Origin of the sequence: Bacillus luti (assembly GCF_001884105.1) — a bacterium.
In the GTDB taxonomy this organism is placed as follows: domain Bacteria; phylum Bacillota; class Bacilli; order Bacillales; family Bacillaceae_G; genus Bacillus_A; species Bacillus_A luti.
On the sequence record NZ_MACI01000036.1, the window covers coordinates 16,899 to 27,912 of the forward strand.

At 34.7% G+C, this 11,014-nt stretch carries 10 protein-coding genes and 1 pseudogene; 5 read left to right on the forward strand and 6 right to left on the reverse strand.

Annotated elements, in window-relative coordinates:
- Positions 1-100: 100 nt before the first annotated feature.
- From cls to BAQ48_RS08980, 3 genes are all read left to right on the forward strand, one after another.
- On the forward strand, positions 101-1,294 hold the full coding sequence (cls, locus tag BAQ48_RS08970; protein ID WP_071710804.1) for a cardiolipin synthase: 1,194 nt from the start codon (positions 101-103) through the stop codon (positions 1,292-1,294).
- A gap of 28 nt (positions 1,295-1,322) precedes the next feature.
- Positions 1,323-2,276 carry a UV DNA damage repair endonuclease UvsE gene (gene uvsE / locus BAQ48_RS08975; RefSeq protein WP_071710805.1) on the forward strand — a complete coding sequence of 318 codons (954 nt, stop codon included), beginning with the start codon at positions 1,323-1,325 and terminating at the stop codon, positions 2,274-2,276.
- A gap of 128 nt (positions 2,277-2,404) precedes the next feature.
- On the forward strand, positions 2,405-5,083 hold the full coding sequence (locus BAQ48_RS08980; protein ID WP_071710806.1) for a DUF4084 domain-containing protein: 2,679 nt from the start codon (positions 2,405-2,407) through the stop codon (positions 5,081-5,083).
- Positions 5,084-5,098: 15 nt separating this feature from the next.
- Here BAQ48_RS08980 and BAQ48_RS08985 read toward each other — a convergent pair whose 3' ends face one another.
- Both BAQ48_RS08985 and BAQ48_RS08990 read right to left on the reverse strand, forming a co-directional pair.
- Entirely contained in the window at positions 5,099-5,245 is a 147-nt protein-coding gene (locus BAQ48_RS08985; RefSeq protein ID WP_071710807.1) for a quorum-sensing peptide PapR, read from the reverse strand.
- A gap of 88 nt (positions 5,246-5,333) precedes the next feature.
- Entirely contained in the window at positions 5,334-6,191 is an 858-nt protein-coding gene (locus BAQ48_RS08990) for a helix-turn-helix domain-containing protein (RefSeq protein ID WP_071710808.1), read from the reverse strand.
- Positions 6,192-6,383: 192 nt separating this feature from the next.
- On the opposite strand from BAQ48_RS08990, the pseudogene BAQ48_RS08995 reads away from it, so the two are divergent.
- A pseudogene (locus BAQ48_RS08995) lies at positions 6,384-6,581 on the forward strand (bacillolysin); the annotation flags it as partial.
- 75 nt (positions 6,582-6,656) lie between these two features.
- Here the strand turns inward: BAQ48_RS08995 and BAQ48_RS09000 are convergent.
- The 4 genes from BAQ48_RS09000 to BAQ48_RS09015 are packed head-to-tail and all read right to left on the reverse strand — an operon-like array spanning position 6,657 to position 10,020.
- On the reverse strand, positions 6,657-7,259 hold the full coding sequence (locus tag BAQ48_RS09000) for a response regulator transcription factor (protein ID WP_000619248.1): 603 nt from the start codon (positions 7,257-7,259) through the stop codon (positions 6,657-6,659).
- Positions 7,256-8,386 (reverse strand): sensor histidine kinase, encoded by a 1,131-nt coding sequence (locus BAQ48_RS09005; RefSeq protein WP_071710809.1) that lies wholly within the window; start codon positions 8,384-8,386, stop codon positions 7,256-7,258. The genes BAQ48_RS09000 and BAQ48_RS09005 overlap by 4 nt, the downstream gene beginning before the upstream one ends.
- Positions 8,387-9,121, reverse strand: coding sequence for an ABC transporter permease (locus tag BAQ48_RS09010; RefSeq protein ID WP_000646290.1), 735 nt, complete (start codon positions 9,119-9,121; stop codon positions 8,387-8,389). It lies immediately after the preceding gene.
- A complete protein-coding gene (locus BAQ48_RS09015; RefSeq protein ID WP_071710810.1) occupies positions 9,118-10,020 on the reverse strand; it encodes an ABC transporter ATP-binding protein in 903 nt (300 codons plus the stop codon). The genes BAQ48_RS09010 and BAQ48_RS09015 overlap by 4 nt, the downstream gene beginning before the upstream one ends.
- Before the next feature lie 205 nt (positions 10,021-10,225).
- On the opposite strand from BAQ48_RS09015, the gene map reads away from it, so the two are divergent.
- Positions 10,226-10,972, forward strand: coding sequence for a type I methionyl aminopeptidase (gene map / locus BAQ48_RS09020; protein WP_071710811.1), 747 nt, complete (start codon positions 10,226-10,228; stop codon positions 10,970-10,972).
- The last annotated feature ends 42 nt before the right edge of the window (positions 10,973-11,014 follow it).

An 11,014-nucleotide genomic window follows, 5' to 3' on the forward strand; every position in this document is an offset into this window, starting at 1 on the left:
ATGAGGGCCGTTGATCTCCCCCAACTTCTTTGCTTTAACCTAATTTTGAACTGGGAGGCTTACTGCCCGCAAATAGCGAGGCAAAGGAGGGAATTCACTCATGTTCTTCTTATCTCTCTTGTTAATATGCATTACGCTTTGGATTACAATTGATTTTTTATATGGGAGACGCCTTCATTTGAAACGTGTGCGCCCTCGCACTTTCCCTTTACGTCAAAGTGATTTTCATCTTTATACATATGGAAAAGATTTATATGATGATTTATTTACTGACATAAAACAAGCAAAGCACCACGTACACGTTTTATTCTTCATTGTAAAAAACGATAAGATTAGTCGTCAGTTTTTAAAGTTACTTATTGATAAAGCACAGGAAGGAATTGAAGTAAGACTTTTACTCGATCGATTTGGTAGCCATTATTTATCAAACGAAGCAATCCGTTCCCTCCAAAAACATGGTGTCTCTTTTTCTTTTTGTCATAAAGTTAAATTCCCTTTCCCTTTCTTTTCTGCAAACCAAAGAAATCATAGAAAAATTACAGTCATTGATGGGAAAATCGGTTATATCGGGGGCTTTAATATCGGCGAGGAGTACTTAGGGCATAATGAGCGATTAGGACTATGGAGAGACTATCATTTACGTCTTACAGGAGAAGGTGTTCAAGATTTACAAAAGCAATTTTTGCATGACTGGTTAGATGATACAAATGAAAATCTATTGGAGGTTTCTCTTTATTTTCCGAAACAACAACCAGGTACTATCCTACACCAATTCGTTCCGACTGATGGAGCCTATTTACAACATACTTTTTTACATTTAATTAAAAATGCAAAAAAAGAACTCTTTATCGGTACACCTTATTTCATTCCTGGCAAAAAAATTATGAGTGCTCTATTAAAAGCACATGAAAGAGGGGTTCACATCACGATTCTCGTTCCAGAAAAGGCTGATCACGCCCTTGTTCGAGAGGCAAAATTCCCGTACTGCCGAAAATTAATACAGGCTGGTTGTGATATTTACGCATTTCAACAAGGGTTTTTTCACGCAAAAATTATTATAGTAGACGATGAAATCTGTGATATCGGAACTGCAAATTTTGATATGAGAAGTTTATATAGTAACCATGAAATTAACTGCCTTTTATACAATAAACATTTCATCCAAACAGTAAAAAATAAATTCCATGAAGATCTAGAAAATGCATCATTACTTTCCTTTGAAGATGTCAGCCCCCGTTCTCTTATTGATAGAGGAAAAGAATGGATAGGAACAATCGTTGCTTTCTTCCTATAGGAAAGGGAATAAAAGAGGTATAGCACATATGATTATAAGATTGGGATATGTCTCACATGCAATGGCATTGTGGGACTGTTCTCCTGCCAAAACAATAACGTTTACCAGTTTCAAAAAACTTAATAAACAAGAGCGCGAGGATAAATTGTACCATGTTACAAAACAAAATCTTGAACATACAATACGTATCCTTCATTACAATATAGCGCATGAAATCCCACTATATCGCCTATCGTCTTCTATCGTTCCACTTGCAACACACCCTGAAGTTGAGTTTGATTATATTGAAGCATTCACACCACTTTGGCGTAAAATAGGGGCATTAATTCGAGAACACAATTTACGAGTAAGCTTTCATCCAAATCAATTTACATTATTCACAAGCGACAAGCCACATATTACAACTAACGCTATTACAGATATGAACTATCATTACAAAGTATTAGATGCGATAGGAGTTGCCGATTCTTCTTACATTAATATCCATGTTGGTGGGGCCTATGGAAATAAGGAAAAAGCAATTGAACGTTTCCATGAAAACATAAAAAAACTTCCTACACATACAAAAAAACAAATGACTCTTGAAAATGATGATAAAACATATACAACTTCTGAAACTTTATCTATTTGCCAAAAAGAAAATATTCCTTTTGTATTTGATTATCATCATCATATGGCTAATCTTTGCGAGGAACCACTGGAAGAGCTACTACCTGCGATTTTTGAAACTTGGTCACACACAAACATCCCGCCAAAAGTTCACATTTCTTCTCCTAGATCAGAAAAAGAATTTAGGGCTCACGCTGAATATATTGATTTAGAGTTTATTAAGCCGTTCTTACACATCGCAAAAAAAATAAATCATAATTTCGATATTATGATTGAAAGTAAACAGAAAGATTTAGCACTATTACAATTCATACGTGAACTTTCTTCTATAAAAGGGGTAAAAAGAACAAATGGCGCAACATTACGATGGTAAATTGTAATGTTGCGCTATTTTTTTCAAAAAAAGTAATTTTTATAGTAAAAAACACCCTATTTTATATGCTATTATTTAAATTAGCATTTTCCACCTGAGATTCAACTTTATTGAAACGGAGCCATAATATGATTAATCAAAAAAAGTATGTACAATTTGTCATGATGTATATAATTATATTTTCTCTTTGGATATTCCTTATTCCTAAGGACTTGAATATAAAAGAAATTGGAATTCTTTTCTTATTTTGTTTTGCTACAATCTTTTCTTGCTATTGCCTATATAAAGCAATTAAGAAGATGAAACGCGGCGACAAACTATTTTGGGTTCTAGTACTATGCACTTGTATATGTGGATTAACTATGGAAATTACTTTATTTTTGCATTCCCTTTCTATATATGATCAAGTCCTATTCTCATATAAGGCATTGCCTTTTTTCATCATACAATATATTTTGCTCTTTTCTGGCTTTGCTATAAAGTTTATAAAACATTACTCTATTAGAGGCCTTGCTCAATTTTCATTCGACAGCATCTTTATTGTTATTATGAATATTTATTTCACCTTAACTTTTATTTTGGATCTCTCAAGCTTTCGTGCGTTAACAACAGATATGTGGGTTTTAATTGGATACTTTGTTGCACAATCATTAGTGATTTACGCCGTTATTAGCTTATATAGAAGAGAAAAATATTCTTCTAGTAGAATCGCGTTAATTATCGGCTTTACTATTATACTTGTATACGGATATGTACATTTATTCCAATTAAACGCCGGAATGAAATCTTCTTCTGAAGTCTCTTATTTAATACATACCGCTTCCATTTTACTAATAGGTTTATCGTCCATACTATACATTTTGGATAAACCAATACGACATGAAACGAAAACAAAATATTATCGATTCGATTATGTACGCTTTATATTACCTTATTTTAGTATAATTATTACTTTTGCTTTTATTGTCCTTCAGCCTTGGGATGATCAGTTCATGCTAATCGGTCTAGTATTATCATTAATCTTATTATTTCTACGACAACTTTACATGTGGAAAGACAATCAAGCATTAATTGACACCTACGAGAAGTTGACTATACAACTAGAGGACGAAGTTGAAGAAGGTGCATCTGCATTATCCAAAAGTGAACAACGTTATAAATCTTTATTTGAAGATCACCCTGATGCCGTGTTCTCCTTAAATATGAATGGTATTTTTCAACGCTCTAATCAGGCATGTGAAAGTTTATTTACTGCTTACTATTGTGAGGTAGCTAGCTATTCTCTTCTACATTTCATTGATCCAAAAGACCATGAACTACTAAAGAGGGCTTTACAACTTACAAAAGAAGGTAGACCACAAACCTTAGAAGTTCGTACAAAAGAAAAAGAAGGCTACTATTATTACCTTCACATTACGCTTATCCCTACGTTTATAAATAAAGAAGTTGTTGGGATGTTCGGGATAGCACGTGATATTACAACTTTATATGAAAAGCAAAAGCAAGTAGAGCATTTAGCTTTTCATGATGCACTTACCGGGTTACCAAATCGCCGTAAGTTTGAAAAAGATTTAAAAGCTATGTTAACTACGGCTCAAACTAGTGCAAATGACATTGCCGTCATGTTCCTTGATTTAGATCGATTCAAAAAAATTAATGATCGCCTTGGTCATGATGTTGGAGATTTACTATTAATCGAAGTAGCAAAGCGATTACGTGGGTGTTTGCGTTCTAAAGATATCGTTGCTCGTCAAGGGGGCGATGAGTTTACAATTCTATTACCAGATATGTACTCTGAAAAAAGTGCATCTTTCATCGCTGAACAAATTTTAACTATTTTAAACAAACCGTTCTTCATTAAAGACGAAGAACTATCTATTACACCAAGTATCGGAATTGCAATGTACCCTGATTATGGAACAAATGTAACCGAATTAATGAAAAATGCCGATATGGCTATGTATTGTGCGAAAGCAAATGGAAAAAACAGATTTGTTTTCTTCTCAAAAGAAATGAGTATTGCTCAAAATGAGAGTAACTTCCTAGAAGGTGAACTTTCAAAAGCATTACAGCAAAATGAATTTTTCCTTGAATATCAACCGCAAGTACATACAAAAACAAAACAAATTATCGGTTTTGAAGCATTAATTCGTTGGAAACATCCAAAACTCGGAATTGTATCACCTGCCCAGTTCATTCCTCTAGCAGAGGAAACAGGATTTATTATTGAACTTGGTAATTGGATTTTACATAAAGCCTGTTCGGAAGCAAAAAAATGGCATAACCAAGGCTTTTCTCATTTAAAAGTTGGTGTAAATTTATCTGTTGTTCAATTTAATCACCCAGATTTAATATCAACTATTTCAAAAGTCCTAGAAGAAACAAAACTAAAACCAGAAGCATTAGATATTGAGATTACGGAAAGTATCGCGATTAATCAAAATCATTCTGTAGTTGCTAAACTAGAAGAACTTCAAAATCTCGGTATTCAAATTTCAATTGATGACTTCGGAACTGGTTATAGCTCTTTAGCTTATTTAACAAAATATCCAATCAACACATTAAAAATTGCCCGAGAATTTATTTGTGGCATTACAAATAGCCCTTTAGAAGAAGCAATTATCGCTTCCATTATTAAACTATCCAAAGAATTAAATTTAGAAGTTATTGCTGAAGGTGTAGAGACAGAAGAACAGTGGAATTTTTTACGCGCACAAAACTGTGATCATATTCAAGGATTCTTCTTTAGCAAACCTGTTTCTAATAAAGATGTTTGGATGTTACTCCACAAAAAAACAACCGTCTAAGTAAGACGGTTGTTTTTAATATTCATAAGGCATATCTGAAGCTAATTGTACCTCTTGATCATTATGAGAAATTACTTGGCTGTTCTCTAAAGCTGTATCTGTTAATGAAATACCCCATGCCATCGCTAACGTTAATAGACCACCAATAAGTAGTTTCTTCATATTCCATCACCCACATTTTTTCTTTTAACTATATCATGAAAATTTCTCCATACATTATGCAATTATGCATATTTAATTTTCAGGTTTTTTATCTCTTCATTTTTTTCATAAATTTTTCTTTATACGGATGCATTTCTAAAATATCGAAAAAGAAGCAAGCCTTTTCATAAGCCTCTTCAACCTCTGCCCTATCGTATTCTAGCTTTTCTAAGCATTCACCTTTTTGATAGTATAGCTGTCCAATCAATGCCATACTATTAATTCGACACGATATTTCAATAGCTTTATTTATTTGGTAAAGCGCTTCTTCATATTGATTATCTACGTATAATGTTTTTGCATGATTATGTCTTACCTTCACATCAAACTCTTTATTTTCAGGCAGTGCTTCTAATTGCTTTAATATATCTTCAAATAACTCTAGGCCTTTCTTAAGATGACCATTTTCAGAATAAATATTTGCAATTGCATTTTCTATATAAAGATTTTGGTATACGTCTATTCCAGCTAATTGTTGGTTTAACAACTTTTTTAACTCTAAAATACAATATTCGTAATCAATTTTTTTCAATATGTAAGCTGCTACATAATATTGCCATTGAAGAAATTGCTGAAACTCAGGATGATATTCTTCCTTTTTTAGTTCATTCCATACTTTATTATAAATTTCTTTATATTTCTTTTGCTTACAAAGCATAATAATTTGATCTTTTAACTGCTTTTTCCTCTCAAGATCGGAATAAATGAGTACCTCATAAAAATGAATAATGGGAACTTGTAATTTCGCTGCGATACCTTGTAATATATCCATACTTGGGTATACCGCGCCCGATTCAATTCTACTCACTTCCGATTGATGACATATGTTCTCGGATAACTGCTTTTGTGTTAATCCTCTCATCGCCCTAATTTTCTTAATTTCACTTCCTAATTTTTCTGCCTGCATACTTATTCACCATCCCACTATAACAATCTAATTTATTAAGTTGTCATACCACTACAATAATGTGAATTCGACAATTTTTGATATGAAATAATGCATAATATATATAAAATTCGGCAAATTCTTCATACAATTCACCTCACATACAGGAATAGCTTAGAAGGGTTATAGATGAATTATAGGAGAATTACCAGTGATTTCATTGTAAAAGTAGATAAAAATGGCGTAATTACTACTGTTAGTCGTAAAGTTATCCAACATTTAGAACAACAACCTAATCTTACTATAACAAATTTTTTGTCGAAAAATGAAGTAAAACCTACATTACGTAATACGCTTCAAATTCCAAGCGATACGGTTAAAACAGAATTCTCTAACGAAAGCGTTGTTTATCCCGATTGTTGAAGACTAATAATTAGTGAAGAATGGATATAAAAAGAAGTTTACCTCTCATAGGTAAACTTCTTTTTATATCCATCCCTTTTCTTCCGCAATTGTAATTGCCTCAATTCTATTTTTCGCATCGAGCTTCGTTAACACTTCAGAAATATAATTACGTACTGTACCAGGTGACAGATAAAGTGCCTTCGCAATTTCATTTGCCGTCTTGCCCTCTTTCGCAAGCAACAATACTTCTTTTTCACGATCTGATAACGGATTTTGCTCTTGCCATAACCCGAACATTAAATCTTGAGAGATCTCTCGTTTTCCTTTCATTACATTACGAATCGCTGCAGCTAAGTCCTCACTCGGGCTATCTTTTAACAAATATCCGTGCACACCAGCTTTCATCGCCCTTTCAAAATACCCCGGCCTTGCAAATGTTGTTAAAATCATTACTTTGCATGCTGATTTTTCTTTCTTTAAAGTTTCCGCAACATCTAAGCCACTTTGAATTGGCATTTCAATATCCATAATACTTATATCAGGTTTTAGCGATTCGATTAATTTCAGCGCCTCTTCCCCATTTGCAGCTTGCCCAATTACTTCAATATCATCTTCTAGATCAAGCAGAGCCCCTAGTGCTCCACGAAGCATCCGTTGATCTTCTGCAATAATAATTCGAATCATGCCCTCACCTCATCTTTTCCTGTTCGAATGACAACTGGAACTTTCACTGTTAATAGCGTCCCTGGATTTATCGTACCCAGTTCAACAAATCCATCAATAAGAGCAATTCGCTCTTTCATACCGCGAATACCATTTCCATCATGATTTTGAACCGCTAAACCAATTCCATCGTCTTCTACTGTTACAGTTAATTCACCTTGCGACTCCGATACAGAAACTGTGCACCGCGCTGCCTTACTATGCTTTACAACATTCGTCACTGCCTCACGTAAACACATTCCGACAATATTTTGTTCAATTGGTGATAACGAACTTGCACTCGATTCCTGCTTCACTTCTAATTCAATATTAGCTGCTTGTAAAATCACTTTTATTTGCTCCAGCTCTTCTTCTACTGTAATCATACGCATATCAGAAATTAATTCTCTTAGCTGCTTTAAAGCTGTGCGAGATGTTTGTGTAATTTCCTTCGCTTCTATACTTGCACGCTCTGGATTTTTTACGATTAACTTCTCAACGAGCTGGCTTTTTAACGTAATAAGAGATAACGTATGACCTAATGTATCATGAAGATCCCTTGCAATTCGCTGCCGTTCTTCACGTTTTACTAAGTCTTTAATTTGCTCGTTTGCTTCGTTTAATTGGTTCTTTAACATCTTTTTTTGATTAAAATTACGCATACCAAATGGCGTAATAAGCATTAAAATAAACATTGGAATGATATTCACTAAATTTGGAATTGTTAGTTGGTTAATATTTAAAAATATAAAAGTTCCAAGCATTATAACTAATAAACATAACAATACGCGAAATACTTTCTTACTTGGTGCAAACCCCATCGCACTCGCCGTGAAATATCCAAACAATATCATGAAAGGATTATAAAACAAAGCAAACGAGAGGGTAAGGACCATTTGAATACACGCCCATAAAACGAACGTCTTCTTAACAAAATAAAGTTGTCGGTATGTGACAACGAAAACTATCAACATACCGATTCCGAGTACAAGTTTCCACCCCGATACTTGTGTCAAATTGTAAATTGGAAATAACAGATAAACGAGCCACATATACGGGAAAAAACCCAGCTGTTTCGGAAAAAATTCAAACCTCTTCATCTCTATCATTTATACCGCTTCCTGTCTTTTTCTTATATATATTGATACTACAACAAATATAAGGAAATAACCTCCTAGTACCGCGATATTTTCCCAACCAACTGATTTTCCAGCTACAATATCCCATGCGCCGCTTCCAAAATGGTATGTCGGTGTCCATTCCCCAATCGTTCTTAATATTTTTGGGAATACTTCAATTGGCATCCATAACCCGCCAATTACAGCTAAACTCATGTTTAAAATATTTGCTAGGCCAGCAGCTGCATCCGCCTTTTTAATGGAACCTATTACTGTTCCAAGCGCTAAAAATGGTGTCACACCTAACAACAACCATAATCCAGCGCCAATCCACTGCCCTACCGTTAACTCGACATGATTAATTAAGATTCCGGCCATAAAAATAACTAAGATTGAGAAAGCATTTACTACTGTTTGAGCGATAATTTTTGCTGTTAAATACGCTCCCTCTGGAAGTGGTGTAATTTTTAAAAGATGTGTCCATCCTTGCCCTTTTTCCTGAGAAATTCTAACACCGAAACTAAAAAGTGCAGTCCCTACAATACTGAAAGTTGCCATCGAAATTAAATAGTGTGCTTTCCACGCATCTCCGTTTTGTGGTACTTGAACAACATTTGTGAAAATGTAATAAAACATAACTGGCATTAATAATGAGAAAAAGATAAATAATTTATTACGGAATGTACGTAAAATTTCTATTTTGCATTGCATCCATAATGCTTTCATGCGATTTCCCCCTTCTGATTTGCGACAAACTGTTCAAATGCTTCATCAAGACTTCCTCGTTCAACCGAAACATCTGTTACAGATAGATTTCTTTGATAAATTGCTTGTAAAGTTGCATCAGTATCTTCAGTTGTTAAGATGAAACGTCCTTCATTTGACTGTACTTCTGTTACATTCGGCAATTCCTTTAATAAACTCTTAGGAATTTTCTCTTTCGAATAAAACGAGATCGTTTTTCGAGAAATCGTCGCTTTCATCTCGTCAGGTGTGCCATCTGCGATAATTTTTCCGTTTGCAAATAATAAAATACGATTCGCTAAAGCATCTGCTTCTTCTAAATAGTGCGTCGTTAAAATAATCGTTTTCCCTTCACTTGTTAACTTTCGAATCGTTTCCCAAAACGTTCTTCGAGATGTAATATCCATTCCAACCGTTGGCTCATCTAAAAACAGCAACTCTGGATTACCTGCAAGTGCGAGCGCAAAGTTTAACCTTCTTTTTTGCCCACCTGATAATTTCTCACATCTTTGCTTTCGCTCTGATTCTAAATTTGATAACTGTAATAAAGTTTCTTTTGCTACCGGATTTGTATAATAACTACGGAATAGCTCAATCGCTTCTTCCACCGTAATACTATCAATAACACTTACTTCTTGTAGCATCGCACCGAGGCTATTGCGAACATCTCTATGCTTTGGACTCTTTCCAAATACAGAAACCGTTCCTTCTGTTGGATCCTTTAATCCGAGCATCATAGACATCGTCGTTGTTTTACCAGCACCATTCGGTCCAAGTAGCGCTACTATTTCTCCTTTGTTCACATGAAACGAAACGTTATTTACAGCTTTTTTATGTTTAAATGTTTTAGAAACACCATTTACTTCAATAATCTTTTCCATCTCTCCACCCCCGCTGTTTCTTATATTTACATTGTATGTGTTGGAAAAGTTAGGAAACAGTATGATGCGTCATAACATCGATATGACAATTGTCATGTATTCTTTATGAGACGAATCAGCCCGCATACCGCAAGCGAGTAGCAGGACGAAAATAAACATGATACAATCGGATAAGATATATATTCGAGGAAGGACAGTGGTTTTCATGATTATTCGTAATGAACAAGACTTAGAAGGCTTACGAAAAATCGGCCGCATCGTTGCGCTTGCACGTGAAGAAATGAAAAAACAAGCAAAGCCAGGCATGACAACGAAAGAGCTAGATTTGATCGGTAAAAAAGTATTAGATGAGCATGGTGCTATTTCTGCACCTGAAAAAGAATATGATTTCCCTGGTGTAACTTGCATCAGTGTAAATGAAGAAGTTGCTCACGGTATTCCAGGAGATCGTGTATTAAAGGAAGGTGACTTAGTAAATGTCGACGTATCTGCTGCACTTGGTGGTTATTATGCAGATACAGGTATTTCATTTGTACTTGGGGAAGATGACGCAAAAGAAAAGCTTTGCCAAGCAGCAGTTGATGCATTTTGGGCAGCAATGAAAAAGGTTAAAGCTGGTTCAAAACAAAATCAAATCGGTCGTGCTGTTTCAAACTTCGCACATAAAAATGGATACAATGTTATTCAAAACTTAACTGGTCACGGCATTGGTCTTAGCTTACATGAAGCACCAAATCACATTTTAAGCTATTTTGATCCAATGGATAACGCGCTTCTAAAAGATGGTCTTGTTATCGCTGTAGAGCCATTCATTTCTATGAAAGCTGATCATATTATCGAGCGCGGTGACGATGGTTGGACTTTCGTTACACCTGACAAAAGCCTTGTTGCACAATGTGAACATACAGTTGTCGTAACACGCGGCGAACCGATAATCTTAACAGAAATATAAAAAAACAGCCGTTTTGGTAGCTTTCCGCTACCAAAACGGCTG

Coding starts and splice junctions, on each gene's coding strand:
- cls (WP_071710804.1), top strand. CDS start 101: ATGTTCTTCTTATCTCTCTTGTTAATATGCATTACGCTTTGGATTACA.
- uvsE (WP_071710805.1), top strand. CDS start 1,323: ATGATTATAAGATTGGGATATGTCTCACATGCAATGGCATTGTGGGAC.
- BAQ48_RS08980 (WP_071710806.1), top strand. CDS start 2,405: ATGATTAATCAAAAAAAGTATGTACAATTTGTCATGATGTATATAATT.
- BAQ48_RS08985 (WP_071710807.1), bottom strand. CDS start 5,245: ATGAAGAAACTACTTATTGGTGGTCTATTAACGTTAGCGATGGCATGG.
- BAQ48_RS08990 (WP_071710808.1), bottom strand. CDS start 6,191: ATGCAGGCAGAAAAATTAGGAAGTGAAATTAAGAAAATTAGGGCGATG.
- BAQ48_RS09000 (WP_000619248.1), bottom strand. CDS start 7,259: ATGATTCGAATTATTATTGCAGAAGATCAACGGATGCTTCGTGGAGCA.
- BAQ48_RS09005 (WP_071710809.1), bottom strand. CDS start 8,386: ATGATAGAGATGAAGAGGTTTGAATTTTTTCCGAAACAGCTGGGTTTT.
- BAQ48_RS09010 (WP_000646290.1), bottom strand. CDS start 9,121: ATGAAAGCATTATGGATGCAATGCAAAATAGAAATTTTACGTACATTC.
- BAQ48_RS09015 (WP_071710810.1), bottom strand. CDS start 10,020: ATGGAAAAGATTATTGAAGTAAATGGTGTTTCTAAAACATTTAAACAT.
- map (WP_071710811.1), top strand. CDS start 10,226: ATGATTATTCGTAATGAACAAGACTTAGAAGGCTTACGAAAAATCGGC.